This window comes from Oceanimonas sp. CAM02, from assembly GCF_032842915.1.
Lineage (GTDB): Bacteria > Pseudomonadota > Gammaproteobacteria > Enterobacterales > Aeromonadaceae > Oceanimonas > Oceanimonas smirnovii.
Window position 1 is genome coordinate 42,969 of the sequence record NZ_JAWJBK010000030.1, and the last position, 23,122, is coordinate 66,090.

24 protein-coding genes are annotated in these 23,122 nt (G+C 56.1%); 18 read left to right on the forward strand and 6 right to left on the reverse strand.

The window, feature by feature from the left end:
• The first annotated feature begins 178 nt into the window (after window positions 1-178).
• The 9 genes from napF (at window position 179) to moaE (ending at window position 6,322) form a co-directional block, all read left to right on the forward strand.
• Window positions 179-682 carry a ferredoxin-type protein NapF gene (gene napF / locus R0I78_RS11440; protein WP_317075395.1) on the forward strand — a complete coding sequence of 168 codons (504 nt, stop codon included), beginning with the start codon at window positions 179-181 and terminating at the stop codon, window positions 680-682.
• Window positions 679-948 (forward strand): chaperone NapD, encoded by a 270-nt coding sequence (locus R0I78_RS11445; RefSeq protein WP_317075396.1) that lies wholly within the window; start codon window positions 679-681, stop codon window positions 946-948. Before napF ends, R0I78_RS11445 begins: the two co-directional genes overlap by 4 nt.
• A complete protein-coding gene (gene napA, locus R0I78_RS11450) occupies window positions 945-3,434 on the forward strand; it encodes a nitrate reductase catalytic subunit NapA (protein ID WP_317075397.1) in 2,490 nt (829 codons plus the stop codon). The genes R0I78_RS11445 and napA overlap by 4 nt, the downstream gene beginning before the upstream one ends.
• Before the next feature lie 34 nt (window positions 3,435-3,468).
• Window positions 3,469-3,918, forward strand: coding sequence for a nitrate reductase cytochrome c-type subunit (locus R0I78_RS11455; RefSeq protein WP_317075398.1), 450 nt, complete (start codon window positions 3,469-3,471; stop codon window positions 3,916-3,918).
• 9 nt (window positions 3,919-3,927) lie between these two features.
• The gene (locus R0I78_RS11460) at window positions 3,928-4,521 is read left to right on the forward strand and encodes a cytochrome c3 family protein (protein ID WP_019935742.1); all 594 of its coding nucleotides are present in this window, start codon (window positions 3,928-3,930) and stop codon (window positions 4,519-4,521) included.
• Window positions 4,522-4,650: 129 nt separating this feature from the next.
• On the forward strand, window positions 4,651-5,166 hold the full coding sequence (gene moaB, locus R0I78_RS11465; RefSeq protein WP_019935743.1) for a molybdenum cofactor biosynthesis protein B: 516 nt from the start codon (window positions 4,651-4,653) through the stop codon (window positions 5,164-5,166).
• The gene (gene moaC, locus R0I78_RS11470) at window positions 5,163-5,642 is read left to right on the forward strand and encodes a cyclic pyranopterin monophosphate synthase MoaC (protein WP_019935744.1); all 480 of its coding nucleotides are present in this window, start codon (window positions 5,163-5,165) and stop codon (window positions 5,640-5,642) included. The genes moaB and moaC overlap by 4 nt, the downstream gene beginning before the upstream one ends.
• Window positions 5,635-5,880, forward strand: coding sequence for a molybdopterin synthase sulfur carrier subunit (moaD, locus tag R0I78_RS11475; protein WP_317075399.1), 246 nt, complete (start codon window positions 5,635-5,637; stop codon window positions 5,878-5,880). Before moaC ends, moaD begins: the two co-directional genes overlap by 8 nt.
• 1 nt (window position 5,881) lies before the next feature.
• Window positions 5,882-6,322, forward strand: a complete 441-nt coding sequence (moaE, locus tag R0I78_RS11480) for a molybdopterin synthase catalytic subunit MoaE (protein ID WP_317075400.1) — start codon at window positions 5,882-5,884, stop codon at window positions 6,320-6,322.
• A gap of 254 nt (window positions 6,323-6,576) precedes the next feature.
• Here the strand turns inward: moaE and glp are convergent, their stop codons facing one another.
• The gene (glp, locus tag R0I78_RS11485; RefSeq protein ID WP_317075401.1) at window positions 6,577-7,818 is read right to left on the reverse strand and encodes a gephyrin-like molybdotransferase Glp; all 1,242 of its coding nucleotides are present in this window, start codon (window positions 7,816-7,818) and stop codon (window positions 6,577-6,579) included.
• 157 nt (window positions 7,819-7,975) lie between these two features.
• Here glp and folE point away from each other — a divergent pair, with 157 nt between their 5' ends.
• From folE to speA, 4 genes are all read left to right on the forward strand, one after another.
• Window positions 7,976-8,632 carry a GTP cyclohydrolase I FolE gene (gene folE, locus R0I78_RS11490; RefSeq protein ID WP_019935748.1) on the forward strand — a complete coding sequence of 219 codons (657 nt, stop codon included), beginning with the start codon at window positions 7,976-7,978 and terminating at the stop codon, window positions 8,630-8,632.
• A gap of 2 nt (window positions 8,633-8,634) precedes the next feature.
• Entirely contained in the window at window positions 8,635-8,907 is a 273-nt protein-coding gene (locus R0I78_RS11495) for a SelT/SelW/SelH family protein (protein WP_019935749.1), read from the forward strand.
• An 89-nt stretch (window positions 8,908-8,996) separates the two neighbouring features.
• The gene (locus tag R0I78_RS11500; RefSeq protein ID WP_317075402.1) at window positions 8,997-9,908 is read left to right on the forward strand and encodes a patatin family protein; all 912 of its coding nucleotides are present in this window, start codon (window positions 8,997-8,999) and stop codon (window positions 9,906-9,908) included.
• Between the two features lie 186 nt (window positions 9,909-10,094).
• Complete coding sequence (gene speA, locus R0I78_RS11505) at window positions 10,095-11,999, forward strand: biosynthetic arginine decarboxylase (RefSeq protein WP_019935752.1); 1,905 nt, start codon at window positions 10,095-10,097, stop codon at window positions 11,997-11,999.
• Between the two features lie 26 nt (window positions 12,000-12,025).
• Here the strand turns inward: speA and R0I78_RS11510 are convergent, their stop codons facing one another.
• Window positions 12,026-12,184, reverse strand: a complete 159-nt coding sequence (locus R0I78_RS11510; RefSeq protein ID WP_019935753.1) for a DUF2496 domain-containing protein — start codon at window positions 12,182-12,184, stop codon at window positions 12,026-12,028.
• A 226-nt stretch (window positions 12,185-12,410) separates the two neighbouring features.
• Between R0I78_RS11510 and R0I78_RS11515 the strand changes: the two genes are divergently transcribed.
• From R0I78_RS11515 to R0I78_RS11525, 3 genes are read left to right on the forward strand one after another with little or no spacing between them, the layout of a single operon-like run.
• Window positions 12,411-13,040, forward strand: a complete 630-nt coding sequence (locus tag R0I78_RS11515) for a TetR/AcrR family transcriptional regulator (protein ID WP_317075403.1) — start codon at window positions 12,411-12,413, stop codon at window positions 13,038-13,040.
• 27 nt (window positions 13,041-13,067) lie between these two features.
• Window positions 13,068-15,335 (forward strand): acyl-CoA dehydrogenase, encoded by a 2,268-nt coding sequence (locus R0I78_RS11520; RefSeq protein WP_317075404.1) that lies wholly within the window; start codon window positions 13,068-13,070, stop codon window positions 15,333-15,335.
• A gap of 3 nt (window positions 15,336-15,338) precedes the next feature.
• The gene (locus R0I78_RS11525; protein WP_019935756.1) at window positions 15,339-15,965 is read left to right on the forward strand and encodes a bifunctional 4-hydroxy-2-oxoglutarate aldolase/2-dehydro-3-deoxy-phosphogluconate aldolase; all 627 of its coding nucleotides are present in this window, start codon (window positions 15,339-15,341) and stop codon (window positions 15,963-15,965) included.
• Window positions 15,966-16,071: 106 nt separating this feature from the next.
• On the opposite strand, the gene pyk is transcribed toward R0I78_RS11525, so the two are convergent.
• From pyk to sodB, 4 genes are all read right to left on the reverse strand, one after another.
• Entirely contained in the window at window positions 16,072-17,511 is a 1,440-nt protein-coding gene (pyk, locus tag R0I78_RS11530; RefSeq protein WP_019935757.1) for a pyruvate kinase, read from the reverse strand.
• A 546-nt stretch (window positions 17,512-18,057) separates the two neighbouring features.
• On the reverse strand, window positions 18,058-18,909 hold the full coding sequence (locus R0I78_RS11535) for a MurR/RpiR family transcriptional regulator (RefSeq protein WP_317075405.1): 852 nt from the start codon (window positions 18,907-18,909) through the stop codon (window positions 18,058-18,060).
• 248 nt (window positions 18,910-19,157) lie between these two features.
• A complete protein-coding gene (gene rimO, locus R0I78_RS11540) occupies window positions 19,158-20,471 on the reverse strand; it encodes a 30S ribosomal protein S12 methylthiotransferase RimO (protein ID WP_317075406.1) in 1,314 nt (437 codons plus the stop codon).
• A 132-nt stretch (window positions 20,472-20,603) separates the two neighbouring features.
• Complete coding sequence (gene sodB / locus R0I78_RS11545) at window positions 20,604-21,188, reverse strand: superoxide dismutase [Fe] (protein ID WP_019935760.1); 585 nt, start codon at window positions 21,186-21,188, stop codon at window positions 20,604-20,606.
• 254 nt (window positions 21,189-21,442) lie between these two features.
• On the opposite strand from sodB, the gene R0I78_RS11550 reads away from it, so the two are divergent.
• Together R0I78_RS11550 and solA are read left to right on the forward strand one after the other, a co-directional pair.
• A complete protein-coding gene (locus tag R0I78_RS11550) occupies window positions 21,443-21,781 on the forward strand; it encodes a Grx4 family monothiol glutaredoxin (RefSeq protein WP_317075407.1) in 339 nt (112 codons plus the stop codon).
• 167 nt (window positions 21,782-21,948) lie between these two features.
• Complete coding sequence (gene solA, locus R0I78_RS11555) at window positions 21,949-23,082, forward strand: N-methyl-L-tryptophan oxidase (protein WP_317075408.1); 1,134 nt, start codon at window positions 21,949-21,951, stop codon at window positions 23,080-23,082.
• Window positions 23,083-23,122 lie beyond the last annotated feature (40 nt).

A 23,122-nucleotide genomic window follows, 5' to 3' on the forward strand; every position in this document is an offset into this window, starting at 1 on the left:
CAATGCAGGGTGGTGGCTGGTGTCATCGCCCGATACTGATCTGCATCAATATATCCCTGAATACCCCGTATTCAGGGTTTCTATCGCTACTCCCTTTCTATACTCTGTAAATACTCATTTAAACTCAGCTTGTCACACTTGTGCTACATTTCAGGCTGTTACTAATAATGGGAGCAATATGGATACCGCACCCGATTTATCCCGCCGGCGCTGGCTGAAGGGAGGATTGACGTCTCAGCATCATGTTCAGCCTCTGCCCTGGGCACTGGACTGGCCAGCATTTACCGCCCAATGCACCCGCTGTGGCGACTGCATTCAAGCCTGCCCCGAGCAGATTATTGTGGTGGCCGACGGCGGCTTTCCGGCCATCGATTTCAGTAAAGGTGAATGCACTTTCTGCACCGACTGTGTCAGTGCCTGCGGCGAGCCTCTGTTTTATTCCACCGAACAGGCCCCCTGGCAGCAAGTGGCTGCTTTCAGTCATGCCTGCCTGGCTCATCAGGGTGTGCATTGCCGCAGTTGTGAAGATAGCTGCGAGCCCCGGGCCATTCGCTTTCGGCCCCGGCTGGGGGGCGTATCGGTGCCCGAGCTGGAGCAGGATGCTTGCACCGGTTGCGGCGGCTGTGTGGCGGCCTGTCCGGTGAGTGCCATCAGCATTGTTAAAGAGGGAGGAGCAGCATGACGGAGCAGGAATGGCATGTGGCCAGCCTGGTGGTGTATTGCAAGCCTGAACAAATGGCAGCGGTGATCACCACCATTAACGCCATGCCCGGTGCCGAAGTGCCGGTGTTTGGTGAGCAGGGCAAGCTGGTGGTGTCCCTTGAAGGACCCGACCAGAGTGCCATCGTGGCCAATATTGACCGCATAGCGCCCCTGGACGGCGTGATATCGACCACTCTCATTTATCATGAGTTTGCCGGCCAGGAAGCCGGTGAGGAGCAAGCATGAAACTGAATCGTCGTGATTTTATGAAAGCCAATGCGGTGGCGGCGGCAGCAGCAGCGGCCGGTCTGGCCGTGCCGGCCATGGCGACCAACCTCATCACCAGCCGGGATCAGACTGCCATTAAGTGGGACAAGGCACCCTGCCGTTTTTGTGGCACCGGCTGCTCGGTACTGGTGGGCTCACAAAACGGCAAGGTAGTGGCCACTCAGGGTGATCCCAAGGCACCGGTAAACCGGGGGCTGAACTGCGTTAAAGGGTATTTTCTGTCAAAAATCATGTACGGCAAAGACCGGCTGACCACGCCGCTGCTGCGCATGAGTAACGGTCAATACGACAAAAATGGCGAATTCACGCCCGTCAGCTGGGATCAGGCCTTTGATATCATGGCTGAAAAGTGGAAAGCCGCGCTCAGGACCAAAGGGCCGGAAGCAGTGGGCATGTTCGGCTCCGGTCAGTGGACCATCATGGAAGGCTATGCTGCCGCCAAGCTTTTCAAGGCGGGTTTTCGCTCCAATAACCTGGATCCCAATGCCCGCCATTGCATGGCGTCGGCGGTGGCCGGCTTTATGCGCACCTTTGGCATGGACGAACCCATGGGCTGCTATGACGACATTGAAGCCACCGACAGCTTTGTGCTGTGGGGCTCCAATATGGCGGAAATGCACCCTATTTTGTGGTCCCGCCTGACCGATCGCCGGCTGAGCGCGCCTCATGTGCGGGTGCATGTGCTTTCTACCTATGAGCACCGCAGCTTTGAGCTGGCGGATAATGGCATGGTATTCAAGCCCCAGACCGATCTGGCCATTCTTAATTACATTGCCCACTACATTATTGAGAACGGTCATGTAAATCAGGACTTTGTGGAGCGTCATGTACGCTTTGCACGGGGTGAAACCGATATCGGTTATGGCCTGCGGCCCACCCATCCGCGCCAGGCGGCGGCTGCGCACCCGGACTCCGGTGCTTCCACGCCCATGAACTTTGATGAGTTTGCCGCCTTTGTCGCCGACTACGATGTAAACACAGTTGCAGATCTGTCCGGGGTTCCGGCATGGCGGCTGGAAGCGCTGGCCAAAGCCTATGCCGATCCCAATACCAAGGTGGTGTCGTTCTGGACCATGGGCTTTAACCAGCATACCCGGGGCACCTGGGCCAATAACATGGTTTACAACATACATCTGCTGACCGGCAAAATCTCCGAGCCGGGCAACAGCCCGTTTTCACTGACCGGCCAGCCGTCTGCCTGTGGCACCGCCCGGGAAGTGGGCACTTTTTCTCACCGTCTGCCTGCCGACATGGTAGTAACCAATCCGGACCACAGAGCCGTGGCCGAAAAAATCTGGAAACTGCCCGCCGGCACCATCAACCCTGAGCCCGGTTATCACGCCGTGCTGCAAAACCGCATGCTCAAAGACGGCAAGCTCAATGCCTATTGGGTGATGTGTAACAACAATATGCAGGCGGCGGCCAATATGAACGAAGAAAGCCTGCCCGGCTATCGTAACCCGGAGAACTTTGTGGTGGTCTCCGACCCGTATCCCACAGTGACCGCTCAGGCGGCGGATCTGGTGCTGCCCACCGCCATGTGGGTAGAGAAGGAAGGAGGCTACGGCAATGCCGAGCGCCGCACTCAGGTGTGGTATCAGCAGGTAAAAGCGCCGGAAGGGGCGCGCTCGGATCTGTGGCAGCTGATGGAGTTTTCCAAACGCTTCACCATGGAAGAGATCTGGCCTGAGGAGCTGCTGACCCAGATGCCCGAATACCGTAGCAAAAGCCTGTATGACGTGCTCTTTACCAACGGTCAGGTCGATCGCTTTCCGGCGGAAGACTGCAAAAACGAGTTCAATGACGAGCGGGACCACTTCGGTTTTTATGTGCAGAAGGGCCTGTTTGAAGAATATGCGGAGTTTGGTCGCGGCCATGCTCACGATCTGGCCCCCTACGACAGATACCATGAAGAGCGGGGGCTGCGCTGGCCGGTGGTGAACGGCCAGGAAACCCTGTGGCGCTACCGGGAAGGCTATGACCCTTATGTAGAAGAGGGGGCCGGTGTGCAGTTTTATGGTCATAAAGATAACAGGGCGGTGATTTTTGCATTGCCTTACGAGCCGGCGGCGGAAGAGCCCGATGACGAGTTTGACCTCTGGCTGTCTACCGGCCGGGTGCTGGAGCACTGGCACTCGGGCACCATGACCCGCCGAGTGCCCGAGCTGCACAAGTCTTATCCTACCGCTCAGGTGTTTATGCACCCTGATGACGCCAGGGCCCGGGGCCTGCGCCGGGGCGATGAGGTATTAATGAGCTCGCGCCGGGGCGAAATGAAAACCCGGCTGGAAACCCGGGGCCGCAACCGGCCGCCCAAAGGCCTGGTATTTGTGCCCTGGTTTGATGAAAGTCAGCTGATTAACCGCCTGACCCTGGATGCGACCTGCCCGCTGTCCAAGGAAACGGATTATAAAAAGTGCGCCGTCAAGGTGACCAAGGCATAACCCACGTCAATGTGAGCAAGGTGGAGAATCGCATATGAGCATCACCGCAAAACATCTGCTGGCACCTTTGTTGCTGGTGCTGGCCGGACTGGCAACGGCTGCCCCCGATGCGGGTAACATGGAATCCCTGCGGGGAAAAATGTCCCTGGACAAGGATCCGGCTCCTTCTCGTATTGCCGATCCGTTGAAAGATCAGGGCATACAGGACAGGGTTTATATTCATCAGCCACCGCTGGTACCTCATCAGGTGCGTGGCTATGAGGTGGATCTCAAGGTAAACCAGTGTCTGTCCTGCCATGGCTGGAAAAATGCCGCCGAACGCAACGCGCCCAGAGTAAGCCCCACTCATTATGAAAACCGGGATGGCCTGACCCTGGGAGACATCAGCCCGCGGCGTTATTTTTGTCTGCAGTGTCATGTGCCGCAAACCGGGGCAGAGCCGCTGGTGGATAACGTCTTTACGCCAGTTGAATCACTGCGCTGAGGAGGCATTATGGCAAAGAAAAACGGACTGCTGCGCGGCTTGTGGCGCGTGTTCCGCTCGCCGGCACGTGTGGCGGCAGGGGTGGTGCTGTTGCTGGGCTTTATTGGCGGGGTGATTTTCTGGGGGGGCTTTAACACTGCCCTGGAAATGACCAACACCGAGAGCTTTTGCATCAGCTGCCACGAGATGCGCGATAACGTCTATCTGGAATACAGAGATACCATTCATTATGCCAACCGTTCCGGGGTGCGCGCCAGTTGTCCCGACTGTCATGTGCCGCATGAATGGACCCACAAGATAGTGCGTAAAATTGCCGCTTCCAAGGAAGTGTGGGGCAAGATTACCGGCATTATTGACACCCCGGAAAAGTTTGAGGCCCATCGCCGGCACATGGCCGAGCGGGAATGGCAGCGCATGAAGGAGACTGACTCCCGGGAGTGCCGCAACTGTCATAACTTTGACTTTATGGACTTCAGTGTGCAGGGCAATCGCGCCGCTCAGGCTCATTCCACCTCACTGGCCAGCGGTGAAAAAACCTGTATCGACTGCCATAAAGGCATAGCGCATCAGCTGCCGGACATGAGCGGAGTGGCCGGTTTCTGATCTCGGTCATGCAGCAAGGCAACGCCTGTGGCAATATGGCCACAGGCTTTTTTTTGGCTTGACCTGCTGCCGGGCAGCGGGAACAATGCCGGTAAGTTAATTTTATGTGAAAATAATTAAGGTGACATCATGAGTCATGCAAGTCAGGAGCTGGTGCCGCTCAATATCGCGGTGCTGACGGTGTCTGATACCCGTACCGAAGAAAGCGATACCTCCGGTCGTTTTCTGGTAGAGGCGCTTACCGCGGCCGGCCACCGGCTGGCAGAAAAAGTCATTCTCAAGGATGACAAATACGAGATTCGTGCGCTGATTTCCCGCTGGATAGCCAGCCCGCAAGTGCAGGTGGTGATCATCACCGGCGGCACCGGCTTTACCGGTCGTGATACCACACCGGAAGCGGTGGCCCCGCTGCTGGATGTGCAGATTGACGGCTTTGGCGAGCTGTTCCGTCATATCACCTATCAGGAGCTGGGCACCTCTACCGTGCAAAGCCGCGCGCTTGGCGGCCTGGCCAACCGCACGGCGGTGTTCTGCCTGCCGGGCTCCACCGGTGCCTGCCGCACCGGCTGGAACGGCATTCTGGCCGAGCAGCTGGATGCCCGGCACAAGCCCTGTAATTTTGTGCAGCATCTGGTGAGCCTATGAGCCGGCTTACTCATATTAATGCCTCCGGTGAGGCCAACATGGTGGATGTGAGCGATAAGGCAGTGACCAGCCGGGAAGCCCGGGCCGAAGCCTGGGTGCTGATGGCTCCCGAGACCCTGGCGCTGATTGTAGAGGGCCGGCATCACAAGGGTGATGTGTTTGCCACCGCCCGCATTGCTGGCATTATGGCGGCCAAAAAAACCTCTGATCTTATTCCGTTGTGCCATCCGCTGGCGCTGTCGAAAGTGGAGGTCAAGCTTGAGCCATGCCGCGAGCGCGGCGGCGTGCGCATAGAGAGCTACTGCAAGCTGGCCGGTCAGACCGGCGTGGAGATGGAAGCGCTCACCGCCGCATCGGTGGCGGCGCTCACCATTTACGACATGTGCAAGGCGGTACAGAAAGACATGCTGATAGAGGGCGTACGTCTGCTGGAGAAAAAGGGCGGCAAGTCCGGGGAGTTCAGAGCTGATGATTAAGGTGGTATTTTTTGCCCGCGTGCGGGAGCAGCTGGGTGAAGACGAGCTGTCGCTCGAGACAGAGTTTGCCAATGTGAACGCCCTGCGTGAGCATCTGGCGGCGCGCAACGATACCTGGGCGCAGGTACTGGCCGACAACAGCCTGCTGGTGGCGGTCAATCATGAAATGGCCAATCCGGCAACGCCCCTGAAAGACGGCGACGAAGTAGCGTTTTTTCCGCCGGTAACCGGAGGTTAATATGATACGGGTGCAGACCGAGGACTTCTGCCTGGCCACCGAATATGAGGCCATGAGTCAGTCTCATCAAACCGGTGCCGTGGTTACCTTTGTGGGCAAGGTACGGGAGATGAACCAGGGGGATGCGGTCAGCGGCATGACCCTGGAGCACTATCCGGGCATGACAGAGCACGCGCTTGAGCAAATTGTGGCCGAGGCCAACAGCCGCTGGCCGTTGCTGGCGTGCCGGGTTATTCATCGGGTGGGCGCACTGGAGCTTGGCGATCAAATCGTGTTTGTAGGGGTAGCCAGCCAGCACAGAGAAGCGGCGTTCGAGGCCTGCCATTTTATAATGGATTACCTGAAAACCCGCGCTCCCTTCTGGAAAAAGGAACGCACCACAGATGGCGAACGCTGGGTGGATGCCAAACGCAGCGACACCGATGCGGCGAGCAAGTGGTGACCCTTCGGGAGCTTGAAGCTTGAAGCTGTAAGCTATCAGCTATCAGTGGTGTAACTGGCAGGCATGATGTCTGCAAATAAACCTATGTAAGCTGGCAGCGAGCAGACGCTACCGATGGTGCATGAAGCAGCAGTGGGGATTGCCGAAGCCGACCATAAAATGCCACGGATGGCATTTTCGAGCGTCCCATGGAGGGGCCCGAAGCGTGTCGGCGGAGTGCAACCGCACTGCTGCTTCATATAGCAGGGTGGGGTTTACCAATACAGGCCGTCAATCAATTCCAGGGTGACGGTGTCGCCTTTTTCCACATGGCCTCTGTCCTGCTCCAGGTGCAGCAGGCAGTTGGCTTCGGCCATGGCGCTGAACACCGCCGAGCTCTGTGAGCCTGCGGGCACCACGCCTAGGGAGCCGTCGGCCTGTGTTTCCACCCAGCCGCGCTGAAAGTCCATTCGTCCCGGTGATTTTCTGAACGGCATCAGTGCCGTGGCCTGCAGAGTGATGGCAGGAAAGAGCTGCTCGCCGGCCAGTTTTGCCAGGGCAGGGCGCACCAGCAGGTGAAAGGTAACCGCCGCCGACACCGGATTGCCCGGCAAACCGAAAAAGGCGCATTGGTCGATATGGCCAAAGGCAAAAGGTTTGCCCGGTTTGACCGCCAGCTTCCAGAAGCCAATGCGGCCCACTTCTTCCAGCACGGCCTTGGTGTGGTCGGCATCGCCCACCGACACGCCGCCCGAGGTCACAATGGCATCGTGGCTGGATGCGGCTTTTAAAAACGTCTGGCGGATCAGCGTGGGATCATCAGCAATAATGCCATAATCGGTGATCTCCACTCCCAGCCGGCCCAGCATGGCCGCCAGACCAGTGCGGTTGGAGTCGTAAATTTCGCCCGGTGCCAGCAGCTCGCCGGGGCGCTTCAGCTCATCACCGGTAGACAAGAGCGCCACCCGCAGCGGCCGGCGCACCGGCACCTGCTCCAGCCCCAGTGAGGCCAGCACCGACAGCACGCGGGCATTAATACGCATGCCGGCCTTAAACACCACTTCGCCCTGAGCCACATCTTCTGCCGCCTGACGCACGTTCTGACCCGGGCGTACTGCCTGGGCAAAGGTCACACGGTTGTTGGCAGAGGTGCAGTTTTCCTGCATTTCCACACTGTCGGCCCCCAGTGGCAGGGCCGCACCTGTCATGATGCGCACACACTGGCCGCTTTCTACCCGGCCGGTGAACGGATGGCCCGCCAGGCTGGTACCAATTAATGCCAGCCCCTGTCCGGCAGTGGCATCGGCAGCCTGCAGGGCATAGCCGTCCATGGCCGAATTGGTAAAAGCGGGCACATCCAGCGGTGACGTCACCTCTTCTGCAAGAATTCGGTTCAGAGCCTGCTCCAGCGGCACCAGCTCGTTAGTGTCAAGGGTATCCAGCTGCCCCAGCATATCGGCTTTGGCATCTGCAAAAGGGCGAAGGCCCGGCTGACTGCAACAATCCTGAATGGCCATAATCCGGCTCCCTGAATGGTGTTGATTGACTACATTATTCCAGACCCGGGCAGTGATTGTCATGACGGTGTCATCAAAATGAGCGCTAATCCGTCATTCACAGCCAGTGTCAAATGCACTAACATGCCCTCTGCTTGTAAATCCCACGGAGAAGATGATGACCGCACTGAGCGACGAAGCCATTCGGGTCCGCTCGGCCCTGGAAGCCCGGGGTCTGGAAACCCCGATGCGCCATAACCCCCTGAGCCGGGATCAACAGCAAGAGCAGATCACCGGCCTGATGACCCAGGTAATGGATGTGCTCGGGCTGGATCTGGAAGACGACAGTCTGGCAGAAACCCCCCAGCGCATCGCTAAAATGTATGTGCGTGAGATCTTCTCCGGGCTGGATTATAGTCAGTTCCCCAAAATTACCCTGATCGATAACAAAATGAAGGTCGACGAAATGGTACAGGTGCGCAATATCACCATGACGAGTACCTGCGAGCACCATTTTGTCACTATAGACGGCACTGCTACCGTGGCTTACATTCCGCGCAGCAAGGTGATTGGCTTGTCCAAAATTAACCGCATTGTGCAGTTTTTTGCCCGCCGGCCTCAGGTACAGGAGCGGCTGACCCAACAGATACTGGTCGCATTGCAGACCCTGCTGGAGTCGGAGGATGTGGCAGTGAGCATGACGGCTACCCATTATTGCGTCAAGGCCCGCGGTGTGATGGATGCCACCAGTACGACTACCACCACCTCTCTGGGGGGAATTTTCAAAAGCCGGCAGGAAACCCGTCAGGAGTTTCTGAGCGGTGTGGTGCGCTGAGCATGAAGCCCAGAGTGGAAATTCGCTATTGCAGTCTGTGCCGCTGGTTGTTGCGTTCGGGCTGGCTTGCCCAGGAAATGCTGTCCACGTTTGCTGATGATCTCGGCGAGGTAGCCCTGATCCCGGGTGACAAGGGACAGTTTCAGATTTTGGTAAACGGCGAGCTTATCTGGTGCCGGGTGGCCGATAACGGCTTTCCCGACGCCAAGGAAATAAAGCAGCGCATTCGGGACCAGATTGCCCCGGAGCGCGACCTGGGCCACAGCGATCGCTGACAACTCTGTCACTGTGTGCTGAGCTTTGCGGCTAAACTTAGAAAAAATAATGTTTATGCTGCCATCAGAACGCTAAGACAGGGCTGTCTATGTTAAGGCTGCACACCCAACCATATCATCATAACGGTATTGAGCTTGCCGGTGCATCTGCCAAGCTGGCGCTGGTGTGTGAAGGCGGCGGTCAGCGGGGTATTTTCACTGCCGGTGTGCTCGACGCCTTTATGGCTGATTCGTTCGATCCCTTTCAGTTATTTATCGGCTCTTCTGCCGGTGCCCAGAATATATCCAGTTTTGTCTGTCACAGCCCGGGTTATGCCCGGGAAGTGATCATGGACTACACCACCCGATCGGATTTTTTCCGGCCGCTGCATTTTGCCCGGGGAGGCGATTTGGTGGATCTTGACTGGTACTTTGAGGTACTGCGCCATCAGCTGCCGCTGGATGTTGCAGGCGGCCGTCTGCGGCTGGGACAGCGTGAGCTGTTGTTTTGCAGTACCCGGGCGCGGGATTATCAGGCTTGTTACTTCCACCCGGACAGTACTGACTGGCTGCTGGGGCTGAAAGCGTCCAGTGCCATACCGCTGTTTTACCGTAAAGGCGTGGAATGGCAGGGAGAGCGCTATCTTGACGGCGGCGTGGCCGATGCCATTCCGGTGCGTGAAGCCTGGCGCAGAGGGGCGGGTGTGATCGTCGTGATCCGCACACAACCGGCGGCTCAGCGCATCAACCTCAGCTGGTTGCACCGGCTGGAAAGTCTGGCTGGCAAGGAGCGTATCGGCGAGCTGCTGGGAATTATTCGTGCTCATCAGCATTGCTGTCACGATGCCTGTCGTTTTATCGAACAGCCGCCAGATTCGACAAATGTCCTGGAAATTGCACCGCCCGTGCCGTTGCAAAGCCGTGTGCTTGGTTCAGGCAGGCAACAGCTTGAGCAGGATTACCAACTGGGTTTTCGTTGCGGCCAGCAGTTTTTGCTGAAATATGGCGAAAAGATAACATGATGGAGGGGATGAATGCGGGTTTTTTATCAGGTTTCGTCTGGTCAGCGGCACAACCGGACTGTACACTCGCGGCCCCGGTTTTTATCATGGCCGTGAACGGCTTACTGTTAAACCGACTCATACTCATGCCGGGCAGCGCAATGCCCGGATTTTCTGTGACCCTGAACCAAAAAGGGGACAAAACGCATGGCTGAATGGTCCGCAAGCGACGCACTCAAAATCTACAACCTGCCTTACTGGGGCGCGGGTTTTTTCCATCTCGATGAACAGGGGCGTGTCTATGTCACTCCTGATAAAACCCGCCCCGATGCCAGAGTGGTGCTGGCAGATGTGGTGGAGCAACTCAAGGCTGAAGGCTATGCTGCGCCTGTCCTGCTGCGTTTTCCGGATATTATCAAAAGCCGCATTGATGCGTTGTTTCATGCCTTTAACGGTGCCATTGAAGACTATGGCTATGAAGGCGATTACCTGACTGTGTATCCGATTAAGGTGAACCAGCAGCGCGGCGTACTGGATGCCGTCACCAAGGCCTACAAAGACAAACCCCGGCTGGGGCTGGAAGCCGGCTCAAAGCCGGAGCTGCTGGCGGTGCTGGCCCATACTCATGAAACCGAGTCGGTGATTGTCTGCAACGGCTACAAAGACAAGGAATACGTGCGCCTGGCGCTGCTTGGCACCAAAATGGGCCATCAGGTTTACATTGTGATTGAAAAGCTGTCTGAGCTGTCCCTGGTAATGGAAGAAGCCGCCAAGCTTAAGGTGTCGCCGCGTCTTGGTGTGCGGGCCCGGCTGGCGTCTCAGGGCGCAGGAAAATGGCAGTCGAGCGGCGGCGAGAAGTCCAAGTTCGGCCTCAGTGCCACTCAGGTGCTGAGCCTGGTCAATCAGCTGAAAGATGCCGGCTGCATTGACTGGCTGCAGTTGCTGCATTTTCATCTGGGATCTCAGATTGCCAACATTCGTGATATTCAGAAGGGCATTCGCGAGTGCGGCCGCTTTTATGCCGAGCTGCGCCGGCTGAATGTGCCGGTCAACATTGTGGATGTGGGCGGTGGTCTGGGCGTGGACTATGAAGGCACCCGCTCACAAAGCTACTGTTCGGCCAACTATAATCTGCGCGAATATGCCAACAATGTGGTGTGGGGCATCGGCAATGTCTGCCGGGAGTATGAGCTGCCGCATCCGCGTATTATCAGCGAGTCTGGCCGGGCCATTACTGCTCACCATGCCATGCTGGTGGCCAATGTGATCAGTATTGAGTCGGCTCAGAGCACGCGACCGGCAGCGCCGGCAGAAGATGCCCCCTTTTTGCTGAAAAATATGTGGGAAACCTGGAATGATCTGTGCCGGGACGATCCGCCCCTGCTGGAAATCTATCACGACACAGTAGCAGAGCTTGCCGATGTGCATGGTCAGTACAATATGGGCATGCTCACCCTGGAAGACAGAGCCTGGGCAGAAGAAGTACACCTGAATATTTGTCTGGCCATCAAGCAAAAGCTGGATCCGGTAAACCGGGCACACAGGCCCATTATGGATGAGCTGAATGAAAAGCTGGCAGACAAGTGCTTTGTAAACTTTTCGCTGTTCCAGTCGTTGCCCGACGCCTGGGGGATTGATCAGATCTTTCCGGTGCTGCCCCTCGACGGCCTCGACAGAGCGCCGGCGCGGCGTGCGGTGATCCTGGACATTACCTGCGACTCTGACGGTGCCATTGATCAGTATGTAGATGGTCAGGGTGTGGAAACCACACTGCCCATGCCGGAGTTTGTGCCCGGACAGCCCCAGTATCTGGGCTTCTTCCTGGTGGGCGCCTATCAGGAAATTCTGGGCGATATGCATAATTTGTTTGGTGACACTCACAGTGCCGAGGTGGTGCTGGATGAGCAGGGCAAGGCGCACATCACCAATATCAAGGAAGGCAGCAATGTGGCCGAGCTGCTGCGTTATGTGGACATTGACCCGACCGTCATCAATGCCCAGTATGAGTTGCAGGCAAGCCATCCCGATCTGGATGAGGAAACCCGGGCGCTGTTGCTGAAAGAGCTTTCTGCCGGGCTTGAAGGCTACGCCTATCTGGAAGAAGAGCAATAACATCAACGCCCCGAAAGGGGCGTTTGTTATTGGTCTGCAGGCTGCTCATGCAGTTTACGCTCAAGATCCTGAGTCACAATGGCCAGCGCCTTGAGTGCCAGCTCTGGATCGACCTGGTTTACTTCAAGTAATTCAATCAAGTCTACCGCCAGCTGTATGTGTGCGGGTGCGTCTTTCAGGCTCATGTTTCAACGTTCACTTATCAAAAATAAAAAAACGCCCAGCAGTGAATGCTGGGCTAAGACTTAGTGCTTAATTGCAGTGGCATCTTGTAGGAGCCCTTCCGGGAACAAAGGTTCCCGAACATTTGCAAAAAGACTGCATAAAAAATATTCACAGCGGATTGCTTGACAGCCGGACGTGTCAAACATAGATTTTAAACAAGTGTTTAAAACTTGTTGAGGGTGTCCGGTGGCGCGTAACAATACCAAACAAAAAATACTCGATGCCGCCGAAGTGTTGTTTGCCGAGCAGGGCTTCAGCGACACGTCACTCAGGCTGATCACCAGTGCGGCAGATGTGAACCTGGCCTCGGTCAATTATCACTTTGGCTCGCGCAAGGATCTGATCAAGGCGGTAATGAACCGTTATCTCAGTCAGTTTATGCCCGAGGTGAATAATAGCCTGCGGCAGCTGCTGAATCAGAACGAGATAAAAGTCCAGCAGGTGTTTGAGTGCTTTGTCAGTCCGCTGATGGGGCTGACCCGTATACGCCGGCGCGGTCCCGAGATTTTCCTCCAGCTGCTGGGGGGAGGCTATATGGATAACCAGGGCTTTTTGCGCTGGTTTATCGTTAACCAATATGGTGAAGTGCTGGACAACTTCTCCCGTTGTATCAGGCGGGCGATTCCGGGCCTGTCGTCGGCAGACTTGTTCTGGCGGCTGCACTTCACCCTGGGTACCGTGGTATTTACCATGGCATCCGGTGACGCTCTGCGTGATATAGCCCGTAACGATTTTAATGAGAATATTGACGTGGAAGGCCTGGTTCGAAAGGTAATTCCTTATCTGGCAAGCGGCATGGAAGCCCGTATCGATTGACACAACCAAGGGGTTGAGGAGGTCATAATGAGTTTACGCAGAAAGTGGATAAGTGCACCGGCATTCAATACTTTTAAAAAGGTATTACCGCCGCTGTCGGCAACCGAGCGTGAAGCCATGGAAGCCGGCTCGGTCTGGTGGGACGGTGAGCTGTTCAGCGGCCGGCCCGACTGGTCAAAGCTAATGGCCTATGGCCCGTCCGAACTCAGCGAGCGGGAACAGTCATTTCTTGATAACGAAGTGGAAACCCTGCTGGCCATGCTGGATGATTATCAGATTGTCAGCGAAGAGCGGGAGTTACCCGAGTCGGTATGGGACTATCTGCGCAGCAATGGCTTTTTCTCTCTGATCATTCCTGAGTCTTATGGTGGGCTGGAATTTTCTGCGTTTGCCAATTCCACCATAGTGGCCCGTATTGCCAGTCGCAGTACCAGTGCTTCTGTTACCGTGATGGTGCCCAATTCGCTAGGTCCCGGCGAGCTGTTAACCCATTACGGCACCGAAGCCCAGAAAAACCGCTGGCTGCCCGGCCTTGCCAATGGCACCGAAATTCCCTGTTTTGCGCTTACCGGCCCCGAAGCCGGCTCTGACGCCGGTGCCATTCCCGACAGTGGCGTGGTGTGCATGGGCGAATATGACGGCAAGGAGGTGCTGGGCCTGCGCCTGAACTGGGACAAGCGCTACATTACACTGGCTCCCCGCGCGACCGTGCTGGGGCTGGCGTTCAAACTGTACGATCCCGACGGCTTACTGGGCGACAACAAGGAGCCGGGCATTACCTGTGCACTTATTCCTACTTCACACCCGGGCGTGGAAACCGGCGACCGGCACCTGCCCATGGGACTGGCGTTTTTAAACGGCACCACCCGTGGCAAAGATGTATTTATTCCCATCGACTGGATTATCGGCGGCCCTGACTATGCCGGCCGTGGCTGGCGTATGCTGGTGGAGTGCCTGTCGGCAGGACGGGGTATTTCGTTGCCGGCACTGGGCGCGGCCAGTGGCCATCTGGCGACCCTCAGTACCAGTGCCTATTCGGTAGTGCGTAAACAGTTTGGTCTGTCTATCGGCCGTTTTGAAGGCGTTCAGGAGGCCATGGCCCGTATCGGCGGTCTGACCTACCAGCTGGAAGCGGCCCGCCGGCTCACTACCAGAGCGCTGGACTCCGGTGAAAGTCCGGCCATCGTAACGGCCATATCCAAATATCACATGACCGAAATGGCCCGCACCGTGATGAACGACGCCATGGACGTGCACGCGGGCAAGGCCATTCAGATGGGTCCCAAAAACTACCTGGCCCACAATTACATGGGCATGCCCATTGCCATTACCGTAGAAGGGGCCAATATTCTCACCCGCAACCTGATGATCTTTGGTCAGGGGGCCACCCGCTGTCACCCCTATGTGCTGAAAGAAATGGAAGCTGCTGCCAATCCCGATGAAAAAGCGGCGCTGGAGCAGTTTGACAAGCTGTTGTTCAGTCATATTCGCTTTGCCACCGGTAATGCGGCCGGGGCTCTGTGGCAGGGGCTGACCGGGGCCCGCTTTAACAACTCACCGGTGTCCGGTGAAACGGCGGTGTATTATCGCCAGCTCAGTCGTATGAGCCGGGCGCTGGCATTGTGTGCCGATGTGTCCATGCTGATGCTGGGGGGCGATCTCAAGCGTAAAGAAATGCTCTCGGCCCGGCTGGGAGATGTGCTCAGCCACCTTTATCTGGCCAGTGCCACCCTGAAATACTTTGAGGATAATGGCCGTCAGTCACAAGATCTGCCTTTTGTGCATTATGCGGTCAGCCGCAACCTGCACCTGATAGGTGAAGCCCTGAGCGGATTTTTGCAGAACTTCCCTAACAGGGCAGTGGCTTTTACCCTTAAAGCGCTGGTATTCCCGTTGGGTAACCGTTATCGCATGCCCTCAGACCGTTATGTGCACGGTATCTGTAAGCAGCTGATGAAACCAGGTGGCATACGAGACCGGCTGTCGGCACTGTGTTACCGGCCAGCCGCCAGTGAGCCCGGCCTGGGTGAACTGGAAGCGGCCTTTGAAGCCATGGTGGCGGTCGCCAGTCTGGACAAAAAAATTGCCAAGGCGCAGAAAGACGGCACCTTGCCGCGTAAGCTGGCGCTCAGGCCACTGCTGGAGCAGGCACAGCAGGCGGGCATTATTACCGAGGGTGAGGCCTGCCGGCTGCAACAGGCCGACGAGCTGCGCCGCAAGGCCATAGCGGTAGACAGTTTCGCGCCCGGTGTGCTCAGCCGTCAGCAGCAGGTGAAAAAAGAAAATGCAGCCTGATCCATGAGTGATATTATCCAGCAACTTGGCAGCCGGCGGTTGCTGCCATTGATCACTCTGGAGCAGCCGGCATCTGTGCTGTCCCTTGGCAGAGTGCTGGAAGATAACGGCCTGCCGGTAGCGGAAATTACCTTTCGTACCCCAGCAGCAGCCGATGCCATTGCGTTGCTGCGCCGGCACCATCCGCATATGCTGATTGGTGCCGGTACCATCCTTAACCGGCAACAGGCACTGGCTGCCAAAACAGCCGGTGCCGATTTTATGGTGTCCCCCGGGTTTAACCCCAATACAGTGACGGCCTGCCGGGAGCTGGATATTCCCATTATTCCCGGGGTTAATAATGCCAGCACCATAGAGGCAGCGCTGGAAATGGGCCTGACTACACTCAAGTTTTTTCCGGCCGAGCCGTCGGGAGGCGTTGCCATGCTGAGCGCCCTGCTCGGACCTTTTGGTCAGCTTAGTGTACTGCCCACAGGGGGGATTGATACCAATAACCTCGGAGATTATCTGGCCATACCACAAGTGCTGGCGTGCGGCGGCTCCTGGCTGGCCTCGCCGGAGCTTATCAAGGCAGAAAACTGGCAGGAAGTTGCCCGGCGCGTGCGGCAGGCGGTGGCGTTAAGCCAGTAAAAAGGCCGGACTACACGTCCGGCCTTTTTTATATTGTCATCCCGGCGAAGGCCGGCATCCACTCTGTTATGGACTCCGGGTCAGGCCCGGAGTGACGGTATCTCGCTTATTCTACCGTCAGAATTTTGCAGGTATTGGTGCTGCCCACCACTTCCATCATGTCACCGTGGGTCAGCAATACCAGGTCACCGCTGTTTACATGGCCGGCTTCTTTCAGAATGGCAATGGCATTACGGCAGGTTTCAGAGATATTTTTGGTCTCGTCAGCCTTGAAGTAAACCGGGGTAACACCACGGAACAGGTTGGCCCAGGACAGGGTTTTTTCTTCCTGAGACAGGGCAAAAATCGGCAGACCGGAGCTGATGCGGGACAGCAGCAGCGGCGTAGTACCGGAATGAGTCAGTGCCACAATGGCCTTTACACCCTGCAGGTGGTTGGCGGCATACATGGTGGACATGGCCACGGTTTCTTCCACCGACGTAAAGGTAAAGTTCATGCGGTGGTTGGAGACATTGATGCTGGGGTGCTTTTCGGCACCCAGGCACACTTCGGCCATGGCTTTTACGGTTTCTACCGGAAAGTCACCGGCAGCGGTTTCCGCAGACAGCATAACGGCATCAGTGCCGTCCAGCACGGCGTTGGCCACGTCCATCACTTCGGCACGAGTAGGAAGCGGCGCTGTGATCATCGACTCCATCATCTGAGTCGCAGTAATCACCACCCGGTTCAGGCGGCGGCTGGTGCGGATCAGTTTTTTCTGCACGCCCACCAGCTCGGGGTCGCCGATTTCCACGCCCAGATCACCACGGGCTACCATGACGGCGTCGGACGCCAGCACCACGTCTTCCATGGCGGCATCGGTTGCTACCGCTTCGGCGCGCTCTACCTTGGCCACCAGTTTGGCATTACTGCCAGCAGCGCGTGCCAGTTCACGGGCAATACGCATGTCTTCACCGGTGCGGGGGAAGGAAACGGCCAGATAGTCCACGCCAATTTTGGCCGCGGTTTTGATGTCTTCTTTATCTTTGTCGGTCAGGGCCGGAGCAGACAGGCCGCCGCCTTTCTTGTTGATGCCCTTGTTATTGGACAAGGGGCCGGCCACGGTCACTTCGGTCAGTACCTTGTTGCCTTCCACGCCTTCAACACGGAGCTGTACGCGGCCGTCGTCAAGCAGCAGAATGTCGCCGTTTTTAACGTCTTTGGGCAGCTCTTTATAGTCAATGCCCACGGCCTGCTGGTTACCTTCGCCCTTGGGCAGATCGGCGTCGAGAACGAACTTGTCGCCGATATTCAGCTGAATTTTACCGTCTTTAAAGGTGGAAACACGGATCTTGGGACCCTGCAGGTCACCCAGAATGGCCACGTGCTTGCCCAGTTTTTTGGCAATTTCCCGCACCTGGTTGGCACGGTTCATATGATCTTCCGGGGTACCGTGAGAAAAGTTCATGCGAACCACGTTAGCACCGGCGGCAATAATACCTTCAAGGTTATTATCGCGATCAGTAGCAGGACCCAGAGTGGTAACAATCTTGGTGCGTCTTAACATGAGAGACTCCAATTGGAAGAAAAAATGAATACGACAGGTAAAACAGAATTGTATTTCAGAGTGAAAGCGCCCGGTTGTGAAAAGGTCCGGAAACTATCGCCAGTAGCAGGAGAGACGGCTTCATCCTGAGCCGGAGCTGACGATTGATGATAAGGCCATGGTGTGCTCACAGTCTGACGCTTCATCCTTGGTTTATGTAATTGTTACCGATGATAACTGAAGCGATAGCAAAAGTGTAGACGAGATCACAAAAATGCTGAGGTTTTGAAAAGACCTTGATGCAGGTCAAAGTTCGCGTTGAGTGGCAGCATAAGCAGATGTATGAATGATGACAAGTTAATGATTTTTAAAATAAACAATTAAATCGATACAAGGGGAAGGGAGGGTTGTGAATGGTTTATGATACAATCTGAGCGAAATGAGTATGCAGAATAATGCGATTTTTGTGTCTGATTGCTTGTAACATTTTCACCGCTGGTTAACAAAAACAACAGCAGGGCAGGGCAAACACAGGCAGCATGCAGAACCACGCCGCCTTTATCATGGTTATAGATGAGGGCTGTCAAAGCGGGAGTTTTTAATGCCTTCTTTTACCTTTTTCAGGTTTTCGCGAAAACGGGCACCCCGGCGCAGAATAAAGCCGGTGGCAAGTACGTCGATCAGTACCATCTGTGCCAGCCGTGACGCCATGGGCAGATAGACGTCTGTGTCTTCCGGCACATCCATCGACAGCACCACATTACATTCCCGGGCCAGGGGAGAGTCCTTGGCGGTCAGGCCAATCACCACGGCGTCATTCTGTCTGGCCAGCTGGGCTACTTCCACCAGTGCCTTGGTGCGACCAGTATGGGAAATCAGTACCACCACATCGCCTTCGGTGCTGGCAATGCAGCTCATGCGCATCATCACCACATCATCAAAGCATTGCACCGGCACATTAAAACGAAAGAATTTATTCATGGCATCGTGTGCTACCGCAGAAGACGCGCCCAGCCCAAAAAAAGACAGCTTGCGGGCCTGGGTCATGATGTCTACACAGCGGTTGACCGCCTGAGGATCCAGGCTTTGGCGGGCCGAGTCGAGGCAGGCCATGCTGGATTCAAAAATCTTGGCGGTATACGACTCGGGGCCGTCGTCTTCTTCTACATGACGATTTACATAAGGTGTGCCATTGGCCAGGCTCTGGGCAAGGTGCAGTTTGAAGTCAGGAAAGCCTTTGGTGTCGAGCCGGCGGCAGAAGCGGTTTACCGTGGGCTCGCTTACGTCGGCCAGCTTGGCCAGAGCGGCAATACTGGAGTGAATGGCGGTCTGGGGAGAAGCCAGAATGACTTCGGCTACTTTGCGCTCAGACTTGCTGAAACTGTCGAGATTTTTGGTAATTTTTTCCAATGTATTCATCTGAACTTCCGGCTCAGTAAGGCGGGCGGTGCCCCACCTGAATGACACAAAATATCGATAACCACTATACAGGACAAGGACTCGGCGCGAGAGGCCTGATATACCAAAGTATGATAATTTCAGGCAAAAATCAGACGGATGCTGAAAAATAAACCAATAAAACTGTAGTTAAACAACAAATGAAATGAATTAACAACACACGATTATAAAAAAGCCCCGTTAACCGGGGCTGTTATTCACCACTCTTTTCAGGCCAGCTCGGCCCAGAGATCGTATTCGTCGGAATGGGTCACGGTGACGGTCACCATATCACCGGGCTTGAGGCTGGTTTCGCCGTTCAGATAGACCATGCCGTCAATTTCCGGTGCATCGGCGCTGGAGCGACCAATGGCACCTTCTTCGTCCACCTCATCAATCAGCACCTTGATGGTTTTGCCCACCTTTTGTGCCAGGCGACGAGTGGAAATCTGCTGCTGCAGCGCCATAAAGCGCTCATAGCGTTCCTGTTTAACCTCTTCCGGCACCGGATCCGCCAGCTCGTTGGCGCGGGCACCTTCCACCGGGCTGTAGGTAAAGCAACCCACGCGATCCAGCTCGGCCTGTTCAATAAAGTCGAGCAGCATTTGAAAGTCTTCCTCGGTCTCGCCGGGGAAGCCCACAATAAAGGTGGAGCGAATAGTAAGCTCGGGGCAGATTTCGCGCCAGCGGCGAATACGCTCGAGGGTGCGCTCTACCGCGCCCGGGCGCTTCATTAACTTGAGAATGCGCGGGCTGGCGTGCTGCAGCGGAATATCCAGGTAGGGCAGGATCTTGCCGTCGCGCATCAGCGGAATAAGGTCGTCCACGTGCGGGTAGGGGTACACATAGTGCAGTCGCACCCAGACGCCCATTTTACCCAGCTCTTCACACAGGGCCTGAATATGGGTCTTGACCGGGGTGCCGCTGGCAAAACCGGTTTTGTGCTTCACGTCTACGCCATAGGCGGAGGTGTCCTGGGAGATCACCAGCAGCTCCTTGACGCCGGCATCCGCCAGCCGGCCGGCTTCGGCCAGCACATCCCCGATGGGGCGGCTGTCCAGATCGCCGCGCATGGACGGAATAATGCAGAAAGTGCACTTGTGGTTGCAGCCTTCGGAAATTTTCAGATAGGCATAGTGCTTGGGCGTGAGTTTTACTCCCTGCTCCGGCACCAGGTTCACAAAGGGGTTGTATTCCGGACGGGGCACATAGCGGTGCACATGCTCCAGCACCTGCTCGTAGGAATGAGGGCCGGTAATTTCCAGCACCTTGGGGTGCACTTCACGAATTTGATCTTCCTTGGCACCCAGGCAACCGGTAACGATGACCTTGCCGTTTTCGTTCAGGGCTTCGCCAATGGCTTCCAGGGATTCCTGAACGGCACTGTCGATAAAACCACAGGTATTGACGATCACCATATCGGCATCATCGTAAGAAGGCACTACGTCATAACCTTCGATACGCAGCTGGGTCAGAATACGCTCGGAGTCGACCAGGTTTTTCGGGCAGCCGAGAGACACAAAGCCAATACGGGGAACAGACATACTCACTAGATTGGACTCACTTTGAAGTACTGATATAAGAAAGGGCGCATTTTACACGGGAAAGGACTGATTAAAAAAGCCCCAATAACAAAAACACCCCGGCAGGCCGGGGTGTTTTGCGCACAAGAAAACTTACTTGGAGAAGTTTTCGGCAGCGAAGTCCCAGTTAACCAGGGCCCAGAAGGCTTTTACGTAGTCAGGACGCACGTTACGGTAATCGATGTAGTAAGCGTGCTCCCATACGTCACAGGTCAGCAGGGGAGTGATGCCGTCTTCGGTCAGCGGGCAGCCGGCGTTGGAGGTGTTTACCAGGCCTACGGTGCCGTCGGCCTTTTTCACCAGCCAGGTCCAGCCTGAGCCGAAGTTGGTCACGGCAGACTTGGTGAACTCTTCTTTAAAGGCATCGAAAGAGCCGAAAGCGGCCTTGATGGCATCGGCCAGGGCACCGGTAGGCTCGCCGCCACCGTTGGGAGACAGGCAGTTCCAGTAGAAGGTGTGGTTCCATACCTGAGCGGCGTTGTTGAATACACCACCGGTAGAAGTCTTGATGATGTCTTCCAGAGACTTGCCTTCGAACTCGGTGCCCGGAACCAGGTTGTTCAGGTTAACCACATAGGTGTTGTGGTGCTTGCCGTAGTGATATTCCAGGGTCTCCTGGGAGATATGCGGTTCCAGGGCGTTCTTGGCATAAGGCAGTGCGGGAAGTTCAAAAGCCATGTTCAATTCTCCATTATTATGCGCCGGGTGAACCGGCGAAGACATTGCTGCTTCTTGCTGATGACAGTGACGACCTCATACAGCTTAGTCGCACACCGCTAAATTGCTGAATAGATTGTAACAGTTTGCCCGCAGGCTAAACAACAACAGCTTTTGTGCGGGTAACTGGGCCGGTAATTTATCGGTTCCGGCCCTTGAGACCGACAGGGGATACAGTAGAATGGAATTTTTACACACTCTGGTCCGAGGTGGTCATGGACACCATTGAAAAAATCAAATCCCAAATCGGTGAAAACCCCATTCTGCTGTATATGAAGGGCTCTCCCAAGTTTCCCAGCTGTGGTTTTTCCGCTCAGGCTTCCCAGGCACTGATGAACTGCGGCGAGCCGTTTGCCTATGTAGATATTCTGCAGAATCCGGAAATTCGTGCCGAGCTGCCCAAATACGCCAACTGGCCCACCTTTCCCCAGCTGTGGGTGGAAGGAGAGCTGATCGGCGGCTGCGACATCATCATTGAGATGTTCCAGCAGGGCGAGCTGCAGACCCTGATCAAGGACACTGCCGCCAAACATCCCAAGCCTGAACAGGCCTGATTTCAAAAAGCAGGCGCAAGCCTGATCTTTGAAAACTAATGCAGTCATGCCGGCCCTGAGCCGGCATCTTTTTGACTGGTGTCTGGGGGCCGAATGATTTGCCGGAATATCAGGACTCGCCCGGCCCGCCATTTACCAGTCCTGTTTATCAACACGGCCATTCCCTCATGGATACAGACATTCTCATTATCGGTGCCGGCTCGGTCGGTATGGCAGCGGGCTTTCATGCGGTTCGCCATGGGGCCCGGGTGATCCTGCTCGATGAAGGGCATCCGCCCCATGTCTTGGGTTCCCATCATGGCAGCACCCGGCTGACCCGTACCGCCTATGGTGAAGGGGCGGCCTATATTCCGCTGTTGCTGCGAGCCAGAACCTTGTGGTCCGAGCTGGAGCAACTGAGCGGCGAGCGGGTGTTTGAGCCCACGGGTGTGCTCAATCTCGGGGTTTCCGGCAGTCCCTTTCTTGCTCAGGTCGAACGTAGTGCCGCTGAGTATGGGCTGGCATTGGAAATGGAAAGCGCTTCCGGCATTGAAGCCCGCTGGCCTGGCTGGCATGTGCCTGCCGGGGTTACGGGTGGCTTTGAACCCGATGCGGGTGTGCTTTATTGCGAACGGGCGCTGAAGGCCTGGCACCGGCTTGGTACCGAGCGGGGAGCACAATTACTTGGCGGGCGCACCGTGATCGGCTTGCGGGCGTTTTCAGGCGGAGTGGAGGCAGAGCTTGCCGACGGTACCCGGCTGACTGCGGCACAAGTGCTGGTGTGTGCCGGTCAGCGGGTGGCACCCTTGATGGCATCACTGGGGCTGTCGTTGCCGTTACAGCGAGTACGCAAAACCTTTGCCTGGTACCGTGCCGAGGTCGGGCGTTACGGTCCTGCGGCATTTCCTGGTTTTTCAGCCGATCTTGCTGACGCTATCTACTACGGTTTCCCTGCCCTGAACGGAGAAGGACTCAAAATAGGGCGACATGATGCCGGCCAGCCATTGGCACCGGGAGAACCCCTGGCTCCCTTTGGCTTTTTTGAAGAAGACAGAGCGGAGCTGGACGCCTTTGTGCGGACCTATCTGCCGGAGGTGGGGGAGTGTCTGGAGGGCAAGGTGTGCCACTACATTCGTACGCCGGACGAGCATTTTTTGCTGGACAGACATCCCGAGTTTGAACGGGTGTTTTATGCCAGTGCCTGTTCAGGGCACGGCTTCAAGTTTGCCGGTGTATTGGGTGAGGTGTTTTCCCATTGGATGCTGGATGGTGAGCCGAGCTTTGATCTCAGCCCCTTTGCTTTAAGCCGTTTCGGCGCATAAAAAAACCGGGGTCTGTGAACCCCGGTTTTTAATACGTCTG

Bases quoted from the DNA above. Each gene is read 5' to 3' on its own strand.
- R0I78_RS11510 (WP_019935753.1), bottom strand. From the start codon at position 12,184: ATGAGCCTGAAAGACGCACCCGCACACATACAGCTGGCGGTAGACTTG.
- R0I78_RS11495 (WP_019935749.1), top strand. From the start codon at position 8,635: ATGAAGCCCAGAGTGGAAATTCGCTATTGCAGTCTGTGCCGCTGGTTG.
- R0I78_RS11550 (WP_317075407.1), top strand. From the start codon at position 21,443: ATGGACACCATTGAAAAAATCAAATCCCAAATCGGTGAAAACCCCATT.
- moaE (WP_317075400.1), top strand. From the start codon at position 5,882: ATGATACGGGTGCAGACCGAGGACTTCTGCCTGGCCACCGAATATGAG.
- sodB (WP_019935760.1), bottom strand. From the start codon at position 21,188: ATGGCTTTTGAACTTCCCGCACTGCCTTATGCCAAGAACGCCCTGGAA.
- R0I78_RS11455 (WP_317075398.1), top strand. From the start codon at position 3,469: ATGAGCATCACCGCAAAACATCTGCTGGCACCTTTGTTGCTGGTGCTG.
- R0I78_RS11520 (WP_317075404.1), top strand. From the start codon at position 13,068: ATGAGTTTACGCAGAAAGTGGATAAGTGCACCGGCATTCAATACTTTT.
- folE (WP_019935748.1), top strand. From the start codon at position 7,976: ATGACCGCACTGAGCGACGAAGCCATTCGGGTCCGCTCGGCCCTGGAA.
- moaD (WP_317075399.1), top strand. From the start codon at position 5,635: ATGATTAAGGTGGTATTTTTTGCCCGCGTGCGGGAGCAGCTGGGTGAA.
- napF (WP_317075395.1), top strand. From the start codon at position 179: ATGGATACCGCACCCGATTTATCCCGCCGGCGCTGGCTGAAGGGAGGA.
- R0I78_RS11525 (WP_019935756.1), top strand. From the start codon at position 15,339: ATGAGTGATATTATCCAGCAACTTGGCAGCCGGCGGTTGCTGCCATTG.
- napA (WP_317075397.1), top strand. From the start codon at position 945: ATGAAACTGAATCGTCGTGATTTTATGAAAGCCAATGCGGTGGCGGCG.
- R0I78_RS11445 (WP_317075396.1), top strand. From the start codon at position 679: ATGACGGAGCAGGAATGGCATGTGGCCAGCCTGGTGGTGTATTGCAAG.
- speA (WP_019935752.1), top strand. From the start codon at position 10,095: ATGGCTGAATGGTCCGCAAGCGACGCACTCAAAATCTACAACCTGCCT.
- R0I78_RS11500 (WP_317075402.1), top strand. From the start codon at position 8,997: ATGTTAAGGCTGCACACCCAACCATATCATCATAACGGTATTGAGCTT.
- moaB (WP_019935743.1), top strand. From the start codon at position 4,651: ATGAGTCATGCAAGTCAGGAGCTGGTGCCGCTCAATATCGCGGTGCTG.
- rimO (WP_317075406.1), bottom strand. From the start codon at position 20,471: ATGTCTGTTCCCCGTATTGGCTTTGTGTCTCTCGGCTGCCCGAAAAAC.
- R0I78_RS11535 (WP_317075405.1), bottom strand. From the start codon at position 18,909: ATGAATACATTGGAAAAAATTACCAAAAATCTCGACAGTTTCAGCAAG.
- solA (WP_317075408.1), top strand. From the start codon at position 21,949: ATGGATACAGACATTCTCATTATCGGTGCCGGCTCGGTCGGTATGGCA.
- glp (WP_317075401.1), bottom strand. From the start codon at position 7,818: ATGGCCATTCAGGATTGTTGCAGTCAGCCGGGCCTTCGCCCTTTTGCA.
- moaC (WP_019935744.1), top strand. From the start codon at position 5,163: ATGAGCCGGCTTACTCATATTAATGCCTCCGGTGAGGCCAACATGGTG.
- R0I78_RS11460 (WP_019935742.1), top strand. From the start codon at position 3,928: ATGGCAAAGAAAAACGGACTGCTGCGCGGCTTGTGGCGCGTGTTCCGC.
- pyk (WP_019935757.1), bottom strand. From the start codon at position 17,511: ATGTTAAGACGCACCAAGATTGTTACCACTCTGGGTCCTGCTACTGAT.